This is a genomic window from Futiania mangrovi, assembly GCF_024158125.1.
GTDB classification, from domain to species: domain Bacteria; phylum Pseudomonadota; class Alphaproteobacteria; order Futianiales; family Futianiaceae; genus Futiania; species Futiania mangrovi.
Genome location: NZ_JAMZFT010000001.1, coordinates 909,984 through 928,968 on the forward strand (window position 1 = coordinate 909,984; position 18,985 = coordinate 928,968).

Consider the following 18,985-nt stretch of genomic DNA (forward strand, 5'->3'; position numbering starts at 1 on the left):
GGACCGGGTGATCGCTTCCGATGAGACGTGTTGTCATAACCGGACTTGGCCTTGTCACGCCGCTGGCGTGCGGGGTGGAGGAAACCTGGTCCCGGCTGCTGGCCGGCAAATCGGGCGCCGGGCAGATCTCGGGCTTCGACGCCTCGGACCTGCCCGCGCGCGTCGCGTGCGAGGTGCCCCGCGGCGACGGGGCCGAGGGCACCTTCAATCCCGATCAATGGGTGGAGCCGCGCGAGCAGCGCAGGCTCGACCCGTTCATCGTCTTCGCGCTGGCCGCTGCCCAGCAGGCCGTGACCGACTCCGGCTGGGTTGCCGACACGGACGAGAAGGCGTGGCGCACCGGCGTGATGATCGGTTCGGGCATCGGCGGTCTGACGACCATCGCGGACGCCTCGATCACGCTGCACGAGAAGGGGCCGCGCCGTGTCAGCCCGTTCTTCATCCCCAGCGCGCTGATCAACCTCGCCTCCGGGCAGGTGTCGATCCGTTACGGCTTCAAGGGTCCGAATCATTCTGTCGTGACAGCGTGCTCGACCGGCGCACACGCCATCGGCGACGCCGCGCGTCTCGTGGCGCTGGGCGACGCCGACGTGATGGTTGCGGGTGGAGCGGAGGCGGCGATCTGCCGTCTCGGCATTGCAGGCTTCGCGGCCTGCAAGGCGCTCTCGACCGGCTTCAACGACACGCCCGAAAAGGCATCGCGTCCCTATGACAAGGACCGCGACGGCTTCGTGATGGGCGAAGGCGCCGGTGTCGTCGTGCTCGAGGAATACGAGCAGGCGAAGAAACGCGGCGCGAAGATCTATGCTGAGGTGACGGGGTACGGCCTCTCGGGCGACGCGTATCACGTCACGGCGCCCTCGCCGGACGGCGACGGCGGCTATCGGTCGATGAAGATGGCGCTGGCGCACGCGGGCCTCGACCCGTCAGAGATCGACTATGTGAACGCGCACGGCACGTCGACGCCGCTCGGCGACGAGATCGAACTGAAGGCGGTCGAGCGTCTGTTCGGGGCCGCTGCGAAGGGGCTCACCATGACGTCGACCAAGTCGGCCGTGGGGCACCTCCTGGGTGCGGCCGGCGCGGTGGAGGCGATCTTCTGCACGCTCGCGATCCGCGACGGGGTGGCGCCTGCGACGCTCAACCTCGACAATCCCTCCGTGGACACGCCCATCGATCTCTCGCCGCATCGGCCGCGCGAGAAGAAGATCCGCGCCGCGCTGTCGAACTCCTTCGGCTTCGGCGGCACGAACGCGAGCCTTGTGCTGCGCGCGGTGGAGGACTGAGGCGGCTGAGCGTCATCCGTCTCGCGCCGGAGCGGAGGTGATCCCTTGCGGGTTCTGAGCACGCTGCTGAGTGGCCTGCTGCTGATCGTCCTGATTGCCGGGGGCGTGGCGCTTTACGGCGCGCATCTCTTTCAGGCGCCCGGCACGACGGACGAACCCGTTGTCGTGCAGATCCCGCGCGGGACGGGGCTCGGCGGTACGGCGGCCATTCTCGACGAGGCGGGCGTGATCTCCGACCGCACGGTCTTCGTGACGGCGACCCGCGTGCGCCGCCAGGCGGGCGCGATCAAGGCGGGCGAGTACGAGATTCCGGCCGGCGCCTCCATGGCCTCCATCCTCGATCTTCTGATCGCGGGCAAGACCGTGCAGCATCGCCTCACGATCCCCGAGGGCCTCACCGTGGCGGAGGCGCTCGACCTCGTCCGCGCGCACGTGGTGCTGACGGGCGACCTGACCGTCGCCCCGTCCGAAGGCATGATGAAGCCCGACACCTACCTCTTCGGCCGCGGGGAGACGCGGGATGGCCTTGTCACCCGCATGGTGGAGGCGCAGCGCGAGACGCTGGCCCGCCTGTGGGAGGGGCGGCAGGAGGGGCTGCCCATCGCGACGCCAGAGGAGGCGTTGACGCTCGCCTCCATCGTCGAGAAGGAGACGGGGCTTGCCGAGGAACGCCCCCGCGTCGCGGCCGTGTTCGTCAACCGGCTGCGCAAGGGCATGCTGCTGCAGTCCGACCCCACGGTGATCTATGGCGTGACGATGGGGTCGGGGCCTCTCGGCCGCCCGATCCGCCGCTCGGACCTGCGCAACGACAATCCCTACAACACCTATGTGCGCGCCGGCCTGCCGCCGGGACCCATCGCGCTGCCGGGAGAGGCTGCAATCGCTGCCGTGCTGGATCCGCCGGAGACGACGGACCTCTTCTTCGTGGCCGACGGCACGGGCGGTCATGCCTTTGCCGAGACGCTGGCCGAGCACAACCGCAACGTCGCCCGCTGGCGCAGGATCGAGCGGGAGCGGAACGGCAACAACTGAGCCCGCGCGGGTTCAGGCACCGTCGGGTGCGCGCCGCGCCCTGCCCACCAGCCGGTCGAACAGCGGATAGGGCAGCAGCGCGGAAAGCCGCACGCCCGCGATCATCGGCCCCGGAAAGGCGATGCGCGCCTTGTCGCGGGCAAGCCCCTTCACGATCACGTCGGCCGCCTCGTCCACCTCCATCAGGAAAGGCATGCGGAAGCGGTTGCGGTCTGTCAGGGGCGTGCGGATGAAGCCGGGGCATATGGAGGTCACGCCGACGCCGGTTCCCGCCAGCGTCATGCGCAGCGATTCCGCGTAGGCGCGCACGCACGCCTTCGACGCCGAATAGGCGGGCGCGTGCGGCAGGTTGATGAGCCCCGCAAGCGATGCCATCACCGCGATCTGCCCCCGATCGCGCTCCAGCATCCGCGGCAGCAGCGGCAGCACGGTGTTCAGGACGCCCGTGATGTTCGTCTCGAACACCTCCCGCGTGCGCGCGCCGATCTCGCCGAAGTCCGAGACATGGCGGCTGATCCCGGCGTTGGCGATCAGCAGGTCGATGGGCGCGTCGGAATCGCGCTCCTCGAGCCAGCGGGCGAGCGCTTCCTCCTCCGTCACGTCCAAGGCCGCGACTTCCGTCCGGGCGCCGCGGCTGCGCACCTCCTGCGCCACGGTGTGCAGCCGCTCCATGTCCCGCCCCGTGAGCGACAACGTGCGCCCCGGTGCGGCATAGGCCTGGGCCAGCGCCTTGCCGATGCCGCTCGATGCGCCGGTGATGACAATGTGGCGCGGGTCGTCGAAGCGTCGTCTCATGGGGGGCCTCCCAGCCTTTTCACGCGCAGGAAGATCGCACAGGTGGCCCTTGCCGAAGGGCTTGGGCTAATGTGCCACGGCTGGCGAGGTGCCGCGACCGATTCACCGTCGGGAACGGTAGAAGGGTGTGCGGTGCCAGCCGGAGCGGAGCAGGGAGAGAGGCGCGTGGCAGAAGGTGGCGCGGGTGTGCGCAGCATGACCGGTTTCGGCCATGCAGATGGCGAAACCGGGGGCGTTTCCTGGCGGTGGGAGCTGAAGTCGGTCAATGGCCGGGGGCTCGACATCCGCTGCCGTCTCGGATCCCGCTTCGACCGGCTGGAGCCGGACGCCAAGGCTTGTATTGCAGCCCGTCTGCGCCGCGGGAATGTAAACGTCACGCTGGAGGTTGCGCAGGCCGTGCCCGAGGCGGCGGTTCGGGTCAATGCGGTCGCGCTCCAGACGATCCTCGGCGCGATTGCCGACATCCAGGTGCGCATCGAGACCGCGCCGCCGCGGCCCGAGGCGATCTTGGCGCTGCGCGGCGTGCTCGAGGCGGGGGAGGACCCTTCCGCGGCAGAGCCGGACGAGGCACTGACAGCCGCAGTGCTGGCCGGTCTCGACACGGCCGTGGCGGATCTCGACGCCGCCCGCGCGCGCGAGGGGGCCGCGCTCGACGCGGTGATTGCCGGGCTCATCGACGAGATCGAGGGTTTGGCCAGCGCCGCGGCCACCGCTGCCGCCGCGCAGGCGGATGCGCAGCGCACGCGCTTCCTCGCGCAGGTGCGCGACCTGCTTGCTCAGGCTCCCGACTTGTCAGAGGAGCGGCTTCACCAGGAGGTGACGCTTCTGCTCGTAAAGGCCGATGTGCGCGAGGAAATCGATCGTCTCTTGAGCCACGTTGCCGAGGCGCGTGCCCTGATGAGGCAGGCTGGCGCGATCGGGCGCAAGCTCGATTTCCTTACCCAGGAGTTCAATCGGGAGGCCAACACGCTCTGCTCCAAGGCGGCAAGCACGGACCTCACCCGCATCGGCCTCGACCTGAAGGCCGCCATCGACCGCCTGCGCGAGCAGGCGCAGAACGTGGAGTAAGCGCCGATGCACTTCACCACGATTGCCCGGCGCGGCCTGATGCTGGTGCTCTCATCGCCGTCGGGCGCGGGCAAGACGACCTTGTCGCGCCGCCTGCTGGCGGAGGACGAGGGGCTTGTCATGTCCGTCTCGGCCACAACGCGCAAGCCGCGGCCGGGCGAGATCGACGGGCGCGACTATCTCTTCGTCGACGAACCGCGCTTCGTCCAGATGATCGGGGAGGGGGCCTTCCTCGAGCATGCCAAGGTCTTCGGCAATTACTATGGCACGCCACGGTCGTTCGTGGAGAGCGAACTGTCCATCGGGCGGGACGTGCTCTTCGACATCGACTGGCAGGGCACCCAGCAGCTTGCCCAGGCGATGGGTGAGGACCTGGTGCGCGTGTTCATCCTGCCGCCGTCGATGCAGGAGCTGGCAGAGCGTCTGAGGAAACGCGCGCAAGACTCTGCCGCCGTTGTGCAAATGCGCATGTCGAAGGCCGCCGACGAGCTAAGCCACTGGGCCGAGTACGACTATGTCTTCGTCAATGACGACGTGGAGGTGTCGCTCGCGCGGCTGAAGGCGATCCTCCTGGCGGAGCGGCTGAAGCGCTTCCGCCAGCACGGCCTCACCCAGTTCGTGCGCCATCTCCTCGAAGGGCACTGAACGCGCGCGCCAGCCGCAGGTAGCCGTCGAGGTCGAGCGCATCGGCGCGCAGCGTGTCGGGCACCCCCGCCTCCAGAAGGAGCGCAGGCACATCCACGGGAAGCCCCTTCAGGCTCTGCCGCAGCATCTTGCGCCGCCCGGCGAACGCGCGTGCCGTGATCGTTTCGAGATCGCCGAGCGCGACACCCTCGGGCGCCGCGGTCGGCACGATCTGCACGACCGCTGAGGTGACCTTCGGGGCGGGCACGAAGGCCTGGGGCGGCACCTCGAACAGGATGTGCGGCTTGCTGCGCCATTGGGCGAGCACGCTCAGCCGCCCCCAGTCGGGTGTGGAGGGGCGGGCTGCGATCCGTTCCGCCACCTCCTTCTGGAACATGAGGGTCAGACTCTCCCAGAAAGGCGGCCACTCCATGGTGCTGAGCCAGCCCGTGAGCAGCCGCGTTCCCACATTGTAGGGCAGGTTCGCGACGATCCGTGCAGGCTCGTGGCCCACAAGCGCGCGGTAATCGACGTCGAGCGCGTCGGCCTCCACGATGTCGAGGCGGCCCGGATAGGCGGCCGCGATCTCCTGCAGTGCGGGCAGGCAGCGCGAGTCCCGCTCAATCGCGATGACGCGGCCTGCGCCCTCCATCAGAAGCCCGCGCGTCAACCCGCCGGGCCCCGGGCCTACCTCGACCACGGTGGCCCCCTCCAGCGGTCCAGAGGCACGGGCGATCTTGCGCGTCAGGTTCAGATCCAGCAGGAAGTTCTGGCCGAGGCTCTTGCGCGCGCCGAGGTCGTGGCGGCGGATCACCTCCCGCAAGGGCGGCAGGGGGTCGGTGCTCATTGCGCGCCCTCCCGCCGGGATGCGAGCAGGTCGGCAAGCAGGATCGCCGCGATCAGGCTGTCGGGGCGCGCAACGCCCTTGCCCGCGATGTCGAATGCCGTGCCATGATCGGGCGACGTGCGAATGATCGGCAGTCCGACCGTCGCGTTCACGCCATTGTCGAAGTCGAGCGCCTTGGACGCGACCAGCGCCTGGTCGTGGTACATGCAGAGCGCCGCATCGTATCCGGTCCTTGCCGCGTCGTGGAACATGGTGTCGGCGGGCAGCGGGCCGCGGGCGGATATCCCCTCAGCCTCGGCCGCGGCAATGGCGGGCGCGATGGTGTCGATCTCCTCCGTGCCGATGTCGCCCGCCTCGCCCGCGTGGGGATTGAGACCCGACACGGCGATGTGCGGCTGCGGGATGCCGAAGTCCTCGCGCAGAACGCGGTCCATGATGCGCAAGGCGCCGAGGATCCCCTCCCGCGTCACCGCGTCGGGCACGTCGCGCAAGGGGACATGGATGGTGAGCGGAACCACCCGGAGCTTCGGGGAAACCAGCATCATCAGGCCGCGCGCGCCGGCGCGGTCCTCGAAAAACTCTGTCTGCCCGGGAAAGGGGAAACCCGCAGCATGCAGCGTATGCTTTGAAACGGGGTTGGTCACGACCGCCGCCGCCCGTCCGGCCAGTGCATCGGCGGCGCACGCCTCCAGGCTGGCGATCACGGCGGCTGCGTGGGCCGCATCGGGCACCCCGGCGCGGGCCGGTGCCCCAATCGGGCGGTGCCGCACGAAGAGGACATCTTCCGAGGCCTGCATCGAGGGGGTGGCGCCGAGGTCCTCGATTCGGGAGATGGACACGGCAATCCGGTGCCGCGCCGCCGTCTCCGCCAGCAGATTCGCGTCGGCATCCGCAATCAGCGTCCGGTGCAGACCGCCACGCACCGCCGCCCAGGCCTTGAGCGTCAGTTCCGGTGCGACCCCGGCCGGGTCGCCCATCGTCAGCACGAGCGGCCGGGAGAAAGCCACTAGCGCACGACGATGGTGGAGTCGCGGCGCAGGTCACGCAGGTAGCGCCGCGCCAGCACGGTAAGCTGCTGGTCCCTGAGTTGCCCCTCGATCCGCTCCATGAGCTGGGGGTCGGGAGTATTTTCCTCCCGGTCACAGAGCATCAGGACATGGAAGCCGTTCTCGGTGCGGATCGGTGCCGTCGTCTCGCCGGGCGCGACCGCTGCCACCGCCGAGCGGAACGCGGGTGGCAGATCGGCGGGCGTGAGCGCACCCAGCGCGCCTGAGAGCGGCGAATAATCCGCCCGGATGCTTTCCACCGCCTCGCAGCTTTCCATGCGCCTGCGGGCCTCGCTCGCGCGGGCCTGGGCGGCCGCCACCTCGTCCGCCGGCGCCTGCGGTGTCACGGGGACCACGATTTGCGACAGGGTGAGGCGGGTTTGACCGCCGACGGGTTGGGCGGCCCGCTTGTCGGCGAGCCCGAGGATGTACACACCGGCCTCCGTCTCCAGCGGCCCGGCGATCATGCCCGTCTGGAGCCCGGCAAGCGCCCGGTCGAGGACAGGATCGAGCTGGCCGCGCGTCACCCAGCCGATGTCGCCGCCATTGGCCGCGCTCGTCGACTCGCTGAACTGGCTGGCGATGGAGGCGAAGGAAGCGCCGGAGCGCAATTGCTCGATCAGGCGCTCCGCGTTCTGGCGTACCTCCGCCGCGCGGCCCGGCTGGTCGATGGCAAGGAATATCTCCGACACGCGGTACTGCTCGGAGCCGGACTGCGCGGCGATGCGGCGGTAGACGGCCTGCACCTCGTCCTGGCTCACGGTGACGCGCGAGGCGAACCGACCGCGCACCAGCGCGTTCCACGCGATCTCGGCACGGATCTGGTCGCGGAACGTCTCCGGCGACACGTCGAACGCCCGGAACCGGGCATAAAGCTGCTCGACGCTTATATTGTTGCGCTGCGCGATCTGGGCGATGCCGCGATCGACCTCGTCCGCACCGACCTCGATACCCCGGCGGCGGGCCTCCTGAAGCTGCAGGCGCTCGTCGATCAGGCTCCGCAGCACCTGCGGCTGCAGCCGCGCAAGCAGATCCTGCGTCGGCTCCCGGTTGCTGGCGGAGATCACGAGCCGAAGCCGCTGGTCGAGGTCGTAGGTGGACACGATCTCGTCGTTCACGACGGCGGCGATCCGCTGCACGGTCTGGGCGTCGGCGTGGGAACCCATGCCTGTCAGAAGCACGAGCGAAAACAGGAAGCTGGCAGCGTATCTTGCGGTGCGGAACATGCGTGACTCGGGTCCGTTCTGGAGGCGTCCTGACGTGGCGCGAGGATACAGCAACGCACCGGGCGCGCAATGCGCGTGGTCCTAGCCCAGCGTCAGCAGGTTGATCCGCAGGTTGAGGGAGGTCGACGGCTCGATGTCGCGGTCGCGTGTGAACCGGCGGCGCACGCTCAATTCCACTTCCAGGCACTCGTCGGCATAGAACAGTCCGGCACCCGCCTCGACGCTGCGGCTGGCGTCCAGGTCGCGGCGCCAACCGCCGCGCACCGCCCAGTTGTTGTCGATCTGCAGGTCGGTTCCGAGGTTGAACTCCTCCCGCGCCGTCAGGCCCGCCACCGCCGGATCCCCGGTCAGCTTCACATAGGTCGCGCTGCTCCGCCACCAGTCCGGGCCGCCGCGGATTCCGACCTCTGCGCGCTCGTAGCTCAGGTCGTCCCGATTGAGCCGGAACCGGTGCACGAGGCTGAAATTGTCCTGCCAGTTGAGCGCGATGCGGCCCACATAGTCGGAACTCTGGTCGCGCAGGCCCGACGCCGCGGTAAAGACCATCGCGTCCTTCAGCCGGAAACTCTGTCCGAATGTCACCTCGGCGCTTCCGATGTTGCCGGCGAATGCCGTATAGCGCACGCCCACGTTGATCCGCGGGCCGGGCTCCACGCTGTCGATCCCCGGAAAGCGGTCCTTGGCGAAGAGGTTCGTCTCGTCGAATTCGAAGCTCGCGCTGTCTTCGTTGGGGATGCCGGGATCGTCTGTCCCGTAGGGGCTGACGACAAGCTGGACGATGGGCTCCAGCACCTGGTCCACGCGCCCGCCCGGCCGGAACAGCGGCCAGCTCACCTCGGCGCCGACCGTGGGAACGACGCGGAAGGTCGTGTCGGTCGCAAGGTCCGTGGCCGGGTTGAGCGGGTCGGCTCCCTCCATGACCTGGTAGAGGTCCGTGCGCAGCGATCCGAATCCCGTGAAGACCAGGCCGTTGTCTATCAGGAACCGGCGTTCCCAGCCGACCGTTCCGGACAACCGGTAGGTGTCGGAGCCGTCGGTGCGGGTCAGGGCCAGCGCGCTCGCCTCTACCGTGATCTCGCCGCCGAGCACCCGCCCGTCGAGCGCGTTGGCATATTCGAGGAACGGCAGGACGATCGGTGTCAGGCCGGGCTTGTCCGTCTGGCGGAGCCCCTGGAAGTACAGCGCGCTCGCACTCCAGAACTCCCGGTCGCCGAAGCGCTCGGCAAAGAGGCGGGAGGCCAGCCGGTCGTCGCTGCTGATCCGGTAGCGGCGCAGGAAGGTGTCGTCTGTGGTCAGTTCCAGGTCGAAGCCCCAGGTTGCGGTGTCGCCCAGCGCAAACCGGCCGTCGCCGAACAGCGCGCCGCGAAACGCGTCGCTGCTCGTCGTGTTGCCGAGGCCGTCCTCGATGTCGGCGATGGTTCCGGTTCCTTCCAGCCGGAACTGGCCGGTCTGCGTCCGCTCGCGGTACTCCACGCCCAGCACGGGCCACTCGTCGGACAGGAACTGCGGCGTCAGCGTCACGTCGCGGTTCGGCGCCAGCACGAGATGATAGGGAACGGATGCGCCGTAGCCCAGCGACGACGAACTGAAGAAGCTCGGCAGCAGGAAACCGCTCTGCCGCTTCACGCTCGGGTCCGGATGCTCGAAATAGGGCAGCCATGCGACCGGGGTGCCCATGATCTCCAGTTGCGGATCCTCGTAGGCGATGACCTTGCGTTCGAGGTCGTGCGTGACCGTGCGCGCCTTGATCTGCCAGAACGGCGTCGGGTTCTCCTCGCACACGTTGCACGGGCTGTAGACTGCCCGTTCGATCACGGTCAGGCGGCCTTCCGTCCGCTTCATGCGGGCCCCGGCAACCTTCGCCTGCGGCCCGATGCGCGCGGCCACCCCCTCGGCAATTCCGTCGCGCAGGTCGCCGTCGATGCTGAGACCGGTGGCGTAGACCGCATTTCCGGCCTCGTCGACGAGCGTAACGTTCCCGTGCGCGTCGACCGCGCCTGTTGCCTCATTGTAGGTCAGGCGTTCGGCATAAAGACGCCGACCGCGGTAGAAGATCTCCACCCCGCCCGAGGCGGTCACCGTCCGTGCCTCGCGGTCGTAGATCAGTTCGTCCGCGATCAGCAGCCCTTCGCCGCCGCCTTCGATGAGGTCGCCATATTGCGGCAGCGGACCCGCCGGCGGGTCCTGGGCGAGCGTCACGGACGGCGGCACGGCAGCCATGACCGCTGCGGCCAGGACGAACGCCGCAACGCCTGGCCGCGGCCGGCCGTGGCGCCTGATTTCCCGGCCCTGCCACACGCTCATCAACCGTCCTCGATATGGAAGAGTGCTGCGGCGCCGAGCATGGCGGCGATCGCCGCCGGTGTCCATGCCGCCATGGCGGGCGGGATGGCGCCGGACAACCCAAGCGCGAGTGCGACGTCGGAGACGAAATAGAGACCGAAGCCCGCGGCCACCCCGCCGCCCAGCAGCTTTGTAATTCCACCAAGTCTTTGCAAACGAAGAGAAAATGCCGCCGCCACAAGGACCATCGCCGCAAGGAGCATCGGTTGCGAGATAAGCGCGTGCCAGTGGAGACGGTGCCGCGCAGCCGGGAAGCCGGAGCTTTCGAGGACCCGGATGAAGGCAGGCAATTCCCAGAACGACATCGTCTCCGGAGGGGCGAAACTCTCCTGGATCTGGTCGAGTGTGAGCGTAGTCGGCACGTTCAGCCGCTCCAGCTGATTCGGTGCGGCCCCCGGCTTGCTCTCGGTCACGCCATCGAGTTGCCAGGCGCCGGGGATGAGCGTGGCTGTCACGGCATCGAGGCGCCGGTCGAAGTCATCCATCACGTCGTACTGGAAGACCGTGACGTCCTCCAGCACCCGCCCGCCGTCCTGCGACCGCAGCGCATGGACGATCGAGACGCGCCCTTCACTCGTTTGCCGCAGCCACAGCCCGCCTGCCGAGACCGTCAGAAGATTGGTGCGGCCCGTCAGATACCGCCCCTCGAGCACCTGGTAACGCTGCGTGAAGGCAGCCGCGACCGGGCTGTAGACGGTGGGGATGGCGAACCCGGCGACCACCGCGACCGCAACGGGCGGGGCCAGGAACTGCCACACCGAAACGCCTGCGGCCCGCGCCACCACGAGCTCGTTGTTGCGGCCGAGCCGGATGAAGGCGGCCATCGCGCCCAGCAGGACGGCGAACGGAAACGCCTTTTGCGCGATCATCGGCGTGTGCAGCGCGGCCATCGTGGCAACGGTTGCAAAGGACACGTCGGGGCTGCGTGTCGCCCGGCGCAGAAGTTCTACCATGTCCGCCAGGAACACGAGGCCGATGCACAGGGCGAACACAGCCAGGATCGCGACCAGGAACTCGCGTGCGAGGTAGCGGGACAGGGTGAAACCGGCGATCTGCATCGGCTCAGGCCGCCTTGCGCCGGCGCGGCTTGGCCCAGGCGGGAAGGCCGTGGGCAAGAAGCAGCATCGGCACCACGGTTGCGGCCAGCGGCCAGGCATAGGTCAGCACGATGATCGGCGGGATACGGACCGCGAGATTCTGCAGGGCGAGGCCGCTGAGGCGGATCACCACGGCGACCGCCACGATGACCAGGATACGCGTCCCCATGCCGCGGCGCATGCTGCCGAGACCAAGCAGACCGCAGATCCCGACGGACGCCAGCATCAGGGCATAGAGCGGCGTACTCAGTTGCTCATGGCCCTCGGCCGCAAGGCGCCAGCGCTGCGTGGCGTCGAGGTCGCCCTCGGGAAAGAACAGCTCTCCGATGAACTGCTCGCTGGGCTTCAGCGCGCGCTCGTTGGTGGCCTGTGCGAACTGGGCGAGATCGTAGGAGTAGCGTTCGAAATCGAGGAAATCGAGCCGGCCATCGGTGGAGACGCGCTGGATCGTGCCGTTGAGCATCACGAGGCGCGGCCCCTCGCCGGTGCTCAGCAGTGCGCCGCTGCCGGCCATGTAGGTGACCGGCGCCTCCGGCGTGCGGTTGTCGTGCACCATGATGCCCAGCATCTCTCCGGACCGCCGCATCTCGCGGATATAGACGGTCAGGCCCGCGACCGGCGTCGAGAACACCCCTTCCTCCAGCACGGCGGCGGCAAGGTCGGTCTGGATCTCGAAGAGCTTGTCGCGCGACGCGCGCGCCGATGCCGGCACGAGATAGAGCGTGAAGGCATAGAGCACCAGCGTGACCAGCACCCCCAACATGAGCACAGGCGCCGCGATGCCGAGGGAGGACCGCCCAGCCGCCCAGATGACGACAAGCTCGCTCTCCGTCGCCAGCCGGTGCAGCGCATAGAGCACGGCGCAAAAGAGAGAGATCGGAAGCACCACCACCAGCGCCTTCGGCATCAGCAGCGCGGCGATCTCCAGGAAGGTGATCGCGGATTGGCCCTTGTTCAGGATCACGTCGAGGATGCGCAGCGACTGGGTCAGCCAGATCACCACCGACAGCACCAGCGTGAAGAACACGAAGGGCAGCAGCACCTGCCGGAAGAGATATCGGAAGAGTGCGCCCATGCGCTGCCGCGTCCCGGTTCCGTTGCCCTCGCGCCCGCCCGGTCGTGCCGGGCCTTGGCACTTGACGATGTCCGGCCGGTGGCACAGCTTCTCTCACGACCGCGAGGCTCCGCCAAGCGATAGCGCAGCGTGACCTGCCTGCGCAACCATGGCGGCGCACTGCCGGAAGGGTGTCCGCACCGTCACTGACCGAAGGATGGATCCGCATGAAGATCAAGTTTACCGGGCTCGACGCGACCGAAGCCGCCAAGGCCAAGGGCGCGGTGGTGGTCGGCGTCCTGAAGGACGAGGGGCTGAGCCCCGTCGCCGCGATGCTGGACGAGGCATCGGGCGGAACGATCTCGCGTGCCTTCAAGGTCGGAAAGTTTACTGGCAAGGCGGGTGAGACGCTCGGCATCGTCGCGCCGCAGGGGCTTGCCTGCGACCGGGTGGTGCTGGTGGGCCTCGGCGCGCGCGGCGACCTCGGGGATCGGGCCGCGGAGGCCGCGGGCGGGCACGCCGCCGCGGCGCTGGGCGAGGCGGAGGAGATGACTGCGGTTCTCGACGCGCTCAGCGCCTCCGACGACGCGGCTGCCCTTGCGGCACGCTTTGCGTTCGGCGCGCGGCTGCGCACTTACCGCTTCGACAAGTACCGCACGAAATCGGACGAGAGGAAGGCCGCGCGCCTGTCGGCCATCGTCGTCCAGTGCGAGGCGGCCGACAAGGCGAAGAAGGCTTACGACCCGCTCGATGCGGTGGCCGATGGTGTGTTTCTGGCGCGCGATCTGGTGAACGAGCCCGCGAACGTCCTGCATCCGGAGGAGTTCGCGAAGCGGGCCGAAAAGCTCTCCAAGCTCGGGGTCGAGGTCGAGGTGCTGGGCGAGAAGGAGATGAAGAAGCTCGGCATGAACACGCTGCTCGCAGTCGGCATGGGCAGCGAGCGCGAAAGCCAGCTCGTCGTCATGCGCTGGCAGGGGGCGAAGGACAAGGACGCGGCACCGCTCGTCCTCGTCGGCAAGGGCGTGTGCTTCGACACGGGCGGCATCTCGCTGAAGCCCGCCGCGAAGATGGAAGAGATGACGATGGACATGGGCGGCGCGGCCGCCGTGACCGGCACCATGCATGCGCTCGCCAGCCGCAAGGCGAAGGCGAACGTCGTCGGCATCATCGGCCTTGTTGAGAACATGCCCGACGGGCGCGCGCAGCGTCCGGGCGACGTGGTGACCTCCATGTCCGGCCAGACGGTCGAGGTCATCAACACCGACGCAGAGGGCCGGCTCGTCCTGTGCGACGCGCTCTGGTATGCGCAGGACCGTTTCAAGCCGAAGGCCATGGTCGACCTCGCGACGCTGACGGGGGCGATCATCATCTCGCTGGGGCACGAGTATGCGGGCCTCTTCTCCAACGACGACGCGCTGGCGGGCGCGCTCTCGGCAGCGGGCGATGCTTCGGGCGAGGGCGTCTGGCGCTTCCCCATGTCGGACGCATACGACAAGAAGCTGAAGTCGCGCGTCGCGGACATGGCGAACGTGTCGGGCGGGCGCGACGCGGGCTCGATCACGGCGGCGCAGTTCCTCAAGCGGTTCGTCAACGACGTGCCCTGGGCCCATCTCGACATCGCCGGAACGGCCTATGTGTCGGAGGACAAGCCTACGGTGCCGAAGTACGGCACGGGCTTCGGCGTGCGCCTTCTCGACCGGCTCGTCGCCGACGTCTACGAGGATTGATACGCGCATGACGGGCCGCTGACGGGCATGGAGGTCTCCTTCTACCATCTGCAGCGTCAGCCGCTCGACGCCGCCTTGCCGGTCCTGCTCGAGAAGGCGCTCGAGCGGGGCTGGCGCGCCATCGTGCGTGGCCCGGTCCGCGAGCGTCTGGAGGCGCTCGACACCCATCTCTGGACCTATGACGACGCGTCCTTCCTGCCGCACGGGCTGGCGGGCGCCGGGCCCGATCCGGCGGAGCAGCCGGTGCTTCTGACCGACGGGACAGACAATCCGAACGGCGCGGCATGCCTCTTCCTGCTGTCGGGCGCGCCGGTCGACGGCTACGAGGGCTACACGCGCACGGTGCTGATGTTCGACGGCAACGACGAGGACGAACTGGCCGCCGCACGCGCCTTCTGGAAGGACGTGAAGGCCGCGGGGCACGACGCGACCTATTGGCAGCAGACCGACCGGGGCGGCTGGACGCGGAAGGCTTAAGAGCCCGCTTCCGCCTGCGCGCTCTCCAGCGCCTCGCTGGCTGCGAGCCACGCCTCCTCGGCGGCGGCGAGCGCCGTCATCGCGTCGGCGCGGGCCTTGGCGATGCGGGCGGCCTCCTGCGGGCGCTGGGCGTGCAGCGCAGTGTCGGCAAGGTCCGCCTCGTACCCGGCAATCGTGCTGGCGAGCCGCTCCATCTCCTTTTCCGCCGCCTGAACCTTCTGTCGCAAGGGTTTGAGTTGCTCGCGTAATTGAGCTGCGGCTTTGCGGTCGTCCTTCTTCGTGGCGCGGGCTGCGTCGGCAGGCTTCGGGGCCTGGCCGCCATCGCTGCCGGCCTCCCGCAGGACCAGTGCGCGATAGTCGTCGAGGTCGCCGTCGAAGCGCTGGACGCGACCCTTGTCCACGAGCAACAGCCGGTCGGCCACGCTTTCCACGAGGTCGGGATCGTGGCTGACCAGGATCACCGCGCCCTCGAAATCGTTGAGCGCGGTAACAAGCGCGCCGCGCGTCTCCATGTCGAGGTGGTTGGTCGGCTCGTCGAGAATCAGCAGGTTCGGCTTTTCCGCCGCGAGCAGGGCAAGCAGCAGCCGCGCCTTCTCGCCACCCGACAGTTTCGCGACAGCGGTTTCCGCGCGCTCCCCCGGGAAGCCCCAGCGGCCGAGGACCGCGCGCACGGCCTTGGGCTCGGCACCCGGCATTTTGCGGGCGAGGTGGTCGATGGGGCTCGCGCCCATGTCCAGTTCGTCGGCCTGGTGCTGCGCGAAATAGCCCACGCGCATCTTCGCCGCCGCAGTCCGGCGCCCGCCGAAAAGGTCGAGGCGGCCCGCGATCAGCTTGGCGAGCGTCGATTTGCCGTTGCCGTTGCGCCCGAGAAGCGCGATCCGGTCGTCGGGGTCGAGCCTGAGCGTGATGCCGGAAAGAACAGCTTTGCCAGCGACATATCCGGCGGAAGCGTCTTCCAGCATGAGGAGCGGCGGGGCCGGAACCTCCTTCGCGTCGAAGCGGATGTCGGGCACGGCGTCGGCCGATGGGGGCGGCGGCACGTCGGCGAGTTTCGCAAGGGCCTTCAGCCGGCTCTGCGCCTGCCGCGCCTTCGTCGCCTTCGCGCGGAAGCGGTCGACGAAGGCCTGCATGTGGGCGCGCTGGGCGTCGATCCGCTTGGCCTCCGCCGCCTCGTGGCGCAGCCGTTCGGCACGGGTGCGCGCGAAGCGGTCATAGCCGCCGGCATAAAGCGTCAGGTCCCCGCCGGCGACATGGAGAATATGGTCCACGGCCTTGTTCATCAGGCCGCGCTCGTGGCTGATCAGCAGGAAGGTGCGCGGGTAGCGGGCGAGGAACTGCTCCAGCCACATCGTGCCTTCGATGTCGAGATAGTTGGTCGGCTCGTCGAGCAGCAGCAGGTCCGGTTCGGAGAAGAGCGCGGCGGCGAGCGCGATGCGCATGCGCCAGCCGCCGGAAAAGCTCGAACACGGTGCCTGCTGCGCCGTCTCGTCGAATCCGAGGCCGGAAAGGATGCGGGCCGCGCGCGCCTCCGCCCCGTGCGCGCCGATCTCTTCCAGCCGCGCATGGATCTCGCCCACGCGCATCGGGTCGGCGTCCCCGTCGAGCTCGGCCAGAAGCCCCGCGCGCTCGGTATCGGCGGCGAGCACGACGTCGCGCACACGCTCGGGTCCCCCCGGCGCCTCCTGCGCGACCGCCGTCACGCGCATGCCCTGGGCCACCGAAACCTCGCCCGCGGTGGGCGCGAGATCGCCGAGGATCAGGCGGAAGAGCGTCGTCTTGCCCGCGCCATTTCGGCCGATCACGCCGACGCGGTGGCCGGCGGGGATCGTCAGGCTCGCGTCCTCGAAGAGCACGCGGTCGCCGAGGCGCAGGTGAAGGTGATCGAAGGTCAGCATGATGCGTGCGCTCTTAGCCGCTTCGGGCGCTCCGCGAAAGGGGCAGGGCGTTGGCAAAGCGCTTGCGCCCGTCTATAAGGCCCGCGACCAACGTCACCCCATCGGATTCACTTATCGGAACATCGAGGTTTTCATGGCCATCGAACGCACCCTGTCGATCATCAAGCCGGACGCCACGCGCCGCAACATCACGGGCAAGATCGTCGACCGCCTGGAAAGCGCCGGCCTTCGTGTCGTCGCCCAGAAGCGGCTGCAACTGACGCAGGCGCAGGCGGAAGGCTTCTACGCCGTCCACCGCGAGCGTCCGTTCTTCAACGACCTCGTGTCCTTCATGATCTCCGGCCCCGTCGTCGTGCAGGTGCTGGAAGGCGAGAACGCGGTGGCGAAGAACCGCGAAGTTATGGGCGCGACAAACCCGGCCAACGCCGACGCGGGCACGATCCGCAAGGACTTCGCGGAATCGATCGAGGCGAACTCGGTCCACGGTTCCGACAGCGCCGAGAACGCGGCGATCGAGATCGCCTATTTCTTCGCGCAGACGGAGATCGTGGGCTGACCTTCAGCCGCGTACCGGCGGATTGATGAGCGCGGGCGGCACGGACGTGTCGCCCGCGATCTTGACGCGCTGGCCCACGACCTTGGCCTTGCCGGAGGCGAAGAGGCCGACCGCCAGCGGATAGATCGCGTGCTCGACCTCGAGGATGCGGGCCGCCAGCGTCTCTGGCGTGTCGTCCGGCATGATCGGCACCGCGCCTTGCGCCACGATAGGCCCGTCGTCCATCTCCGGCCGCACCACATGCACCGTGCAGCCTGTGATGCGCACGCCTGCGGCAATCGCGCGCTCATGCACGTGCAGGCCCTTGAAGGCCGGCAGCAGCGACGGGTGGATATTCAGGATCCGGTCGGCCCAGGCGTTCACGAAGCCTGCCGTCAGCAGCCGCATGAAGCCAGCGAGGCAGACAAGCTCGACCTCCGCGTCGCGAAGGGCGGTGTCCAGCGCCGCTTCGAAGGCTGCGCGCCCGTCGAAGGCGCGATGGTCGATGACCGCGGTCGGGATGCCTTCCGCCGCCGCCGTCTCCAGACCCTTCGCGTCGGCATTGTTGGAGATGACGAGGGCGATTTCCGCCGGGTAGGCAGGGTCGCGCGCCGCCTCGATCAGCGCGGCCATGTTGGAGCCGCGCCCCGAGATCAGCACGCCGAGGCGCATCCGCTTGCGCTTCGCGTTCATCCCCAGGACACCTCGCCCGTGTAGCGCACGACCGCGGGGCCGTCCTCCCTTGCCACGATGCGGCCGCAGACGACCGGTGCCTCGCCCTCGCCGCGCAGGGCGTTGCGTACCGCGTCCGCGGTCTCCGGCGCGACGACCAGCATCATGCCGAGTCCCATGTTGAAGGTGCGCAGCATCTCGCCCGCCTCCATGCGGCCCGTCTCCCTCGCCCAGCCGAAGCAGGCGGGCGGCGTCCAGGCGCCCAGGTCGATCTCGGCCACCGTTCCCTCGGGCAGGACGCGCGGCAGGTTCTCCGTGATGCCGCCGCCGGTGATGTGGGCCAGCGCCTTCACCCCGCCGGTGCGGATCGCGGCAAGCGCGGCCCTCACATAGATGCGGGTGGGGGAGAGCAGCGCCTCCGCCACGGTCTGCCCGTCTGCAAACGGAGCCGGATCGTTCCAGGCGAGGCCCGCTTCGGCGACGAGGCGCCGCACCAGCGAATAGCCGTTCGAATGGAAGCCGGACGCGGGCAGCCCGAGGATCAGGTCGCCCTCGGCCACGTCGGCGCGCGGCAGGACAGCGTCCCGCTCCACCGCGCCCACGGAAAAGCCCGCAAGGTCGAAGTGGCCCGCGGCGTACATGCCCGGCATCTCCGCCGTCTCGCCGCCGACCAGCGCGCAGCCGGCCTGGCTGCAGCCCTCGGCAATGCCCTTCACGACGTCGCGCGCGGCCTCGACCGAGAGCTTGCCGGTCGCGAAATAGTCAAGGAAGAACAGGGGCTCCGCCCCTTGCACCACGAGGTCGTTCACGCACATGGCGACGAGATCGATGCCGACCGTGTCGTGCCGCCCCGTCTCGATGGCGATCAGCAGTTTCGTGCCCACGCCGTCCGTCGATGAGACGAGGACCGGGTCGCGGAAGCCCGCGGCCTTCAGGTCGAACAGGGCGCCGAAGCCACCGAGGCTCGCGTCCGCGCCGCTGCGCCGCGTCGCCTTCGCAAGCGGCTTGATGGCGTCGACGAGCGCATTGCCCGCGGCGATGTCGACGCCGGCATCGGCATAGGTGAGGCCAGATTTCCCGGAACCGGTCATGGGGCGGTCAGCGTCCTTCGCGCAGTATGGAACGGCCCGTCTGTTAGCAGGCGCACGCGCGCGACGCCAGTGGCCAGCGTCCGGCCGATCCATTCGCCCGGACATGCAAGGACTTCAAGTCCCGTCTCCAAGGGGTTAAATGACCGCACACGGTAATTGCGGAGCTTGCC

The 18,985-nt window shown here is 68.9% G+C and carries 17 protein-coding genes; 7 read left to right on the forward strand and 10 right to left on the reverse strand.

What is annotated here, in order from left to right; translation table 11 throughout:
- The first annotated feature begins 20 nt into the window (after positions 1-20).
- Both fabF and mltG read left to right on the forward strand, forming a co-directional pair.
- Positions 21-1,286, forward strand: coding sequence for a beta-ketoacyl-ACP synthase II (gene fabF, locus NJQ99_RS04420; protein WP_269331581.1), 1,266 nt, complete (start codon positions 21-23; stop codon positions 1,284-1,286).
- Between the two features lie 45 nt (positions 1,287-1,331).
- The gene (mltG, locus tag NJQ99_RS04425) at positions 1,332-2,318 is read left to right on the forward strand and encodes an endolytic transglycosylase MltG (RefSeq protein ID WP_269331582.1); all 987 of its coding nucleotides are present in this window, start codon (positions 1,332-1,334) and stop codon (positions 2,316-2,318) included.
- Between the two features lie 12 nt (positions 2,319-2,330).
- On the opposite strand, the gene NJQ99_RS04430 is transcribed toward mltG, so the two are convergent.
- Positions 2,331-3,113 carry an SDR family NAD(P)-dependent oxidoreductase gene (locus NJQ99_RS04430; RefSeq protein ID WP_269331583.1) on the reverse strand — a complete coding sequence of 261 codons (783 nt, stop codon included), beginning with the start codon at positions 3,111-3,113 and terminating at the stop codon, positions 2,331-2,333.
- A gap of 165 nt (positions 3,114-3,278) precedes the next feature.
- Here NJQ99_RS04430 and NJQ99_RS04435 point away from each other — a divergent pair, with 165 nt between their 5' ends.
- Positions 3,279-4,181 carry a YicC/YloC family endoribonuclease gene (locus NJQ99_RS04435; protein WP_269331584.1) on the forward strand — a complete coding sequence of 301 codons (903 nt, stop codon included), beginning with the start codon at positions 3,279-3,281 and terminating at the stop codon, positions 4,179-4,181.
- Between the two features lie 6 nt (positions 4,182-4,187).
- Positions 4,188-4,826, forward strand: coding sequence for a guanylate kinase (gene gmk, locus NJQ99_RS04440; protein WP_269331585.1), 639 nt, complete (start codon positions 4,188-4,190; stop codon positions 4,824-4,826).
- Here the strand turns inward: gmk and rsmA are convergent.
- The 6 genes from rsmA to lptF all read right to left on the reverse strand — a co-directional run bounded on the left by rsmA (position 4,789) and on the right by lptF (position 12,439).
- Complete coding sequence (gene rsmA / locus NJQ99_RS04445; RefSeq protein WP_269331586.1) at positions 4,789-5,652, reverse strand: 16S rRNA (adenine(1518)-N(6)/adenine(1519)-N(6))-dimethyltransferase RsmA; 864 nt, start codon at positions 5,650-5,652, stop codon at positions 4,789-4,791. The two genes, gmk and rsmA, sit on opposite strands and share 38 nt — an antisense overlap.
- A complete protein-coding gene (gene pdxA / locus NJQ99_RS04450; RefSeq protein ID WP_269332074.1) occupies positions 5,649-6,629 on the reverse strand; it encodes a 4-hydroxythreonine-4-phosphate dehydrogenase PdxA in 981 nt (326 codons plus the stop codon). Before pdxA ends, rsmA begins: the two co-directional genes overlap by 4 nt.
- Positions 6,630-6,658: 29 nt before the next feature.
- Positions 6,659-7,924, reverse strand: coding sequence for a peptidylprolyl isomerase (locus NJQ99_RS04455; protein ID WP_269331587.1), 1,266 nt, complete (start codon positions 7,922-7,924; stop codon positions 6,659-6,661).
- An 81-nt stretch (positions 7,925-8,005) separates the two neighbouring features.
- Positions 8,006-10,228: an LPS-assembly protein LptD gene (locus NJQ99_RS04460; RefSeq protein WP_269331588.1), complete on the reverse strand. Its 2,223-nt coding sequence runs from the start codon at positions 10,226-10,228 to the stop codon at positions 8,006-8,008.
- The gene (lptG, locus tag NJQ99_RS04465; RefSeq protein ID WP_269331589.1) at positions 10,228-11,325 is read right to left on the reverse strand and encodes an LPS export ABC transporter permease LptG; all 1,098 of its coding nucleotides are present in this window, start codon (positions 11,323-11,325) and stop codon (positions 10,228-10,230) included. The genes NJQ99_RS04460 and lptG overlap by 1 nt, the downstream gene beginning before the upstream one ends.
- Positions 11,326-11,329: 4 nt before the next feature.
- A complete protein-coding gene (gene lptF / locus NJQ99_RS04470; protein ID WP_269331590.1) occupies positions 11,330-12,439 on the reverse strand; it encodes an LPS export ABC transporter permease LptF in 1,110 nt (369 codons plus the stop codon).
- 206 nt (positions 12,440-12,645) lie between these two features.
- Here lptF and NJQ99_RS04475 point away from each other — a divergent pair, with 206 nt between their 5' ends.
- On the forward strand, positions 12,646-14,145 hold the full coding sequence (locus NJQ99_RS04475; protein WP_269331591.1) for a leucyl aminopeptidase: 1,500 nt from the start codon (positions 12,646-12,648) through the stop codon (positions 14,143-14,145).
- A gap of 27 nt (positions 14,146-14,172) precedes the next feature.
- The gene (locus NJQ99_RS04480; protein ID WP_269331592.1) at positions 14,173-14,622 is read left to right on the forward strand and encodes a DNA polymerase III subunit chi; all 450 of its coding nucleotides are present in this window, start codon (positions 14,173-14,175) and stop codon (positions 14,620-14,622) included.
- On the opposite strand, the gene NJQ99_RS04485 is transcribed toward NJQ99_RS04480, so the two are convergent.
- Entirely contained in the window at positions 14,619-16,517 is a 1,899-nt protein-coding gene (locus NJQ99_RS04485) for an ABC-F family ATP-binding cassette domain-containing protein (RefSeq protein WP_269331593.1), read from the reverse strand. The two genes, NJQ99_RS04480 and NJQ99_RS04485, sit on opposite strands and share 4 nt — an antisense overlap.
- Positions 16,518-16,650: 133 nt before the next feature.
- Here NJQ99_RS04485 and ndk point away from each other — a divergent pair, with 133 nt between their 5' ends.
- The gene (gene ndk, locus NJQ99_RS04490) at positions 16,651-17,073 is read left to right on the forward strand and encodes a nucleoside-diphosphate kinase (protein ID WP_269331594.1); all 423 of its coding nucleotides are present in this window, start codon (positions 16,651-16,653) and stop codon (positions 17,071-17,073) included.
- 3 nt (positions 17,074-17,076) lie between these two features.
- On the opposite strand, the gene purN is transcribed toward ndk, so the two are convergent.
- The gene (purN, locus tag NJQ99_RS04495) at positions 17,077-17,745 is read right to left on the reverse strand and encodes a phosphoribosylglycinamide formyltransferase (RefSeq protein ID WP_269331595.1); all 669 of its coding nucleotides are present in this window, start codon (positions 17,743-17,745) and stop codon (positions 17,077-17,079) included.
- Complete coding sequence (purM, locus tag NJQ99_RS04500) at positions 17,742-18,815, reverse strand: phosphoribosylformylglycinamidine cyclo-ligase (RefSeq protein ID WP_269331596.1); 1,074 nt, start codon at positions 18,813-18,815, stop codon at positions 17,742-17,744. Before purM ends, purN begins: the two co-directional genes overlap by 4 nt.
- Between the last annotated feature and the right edge of the window lie 170 nt (positions 18,816-18,985).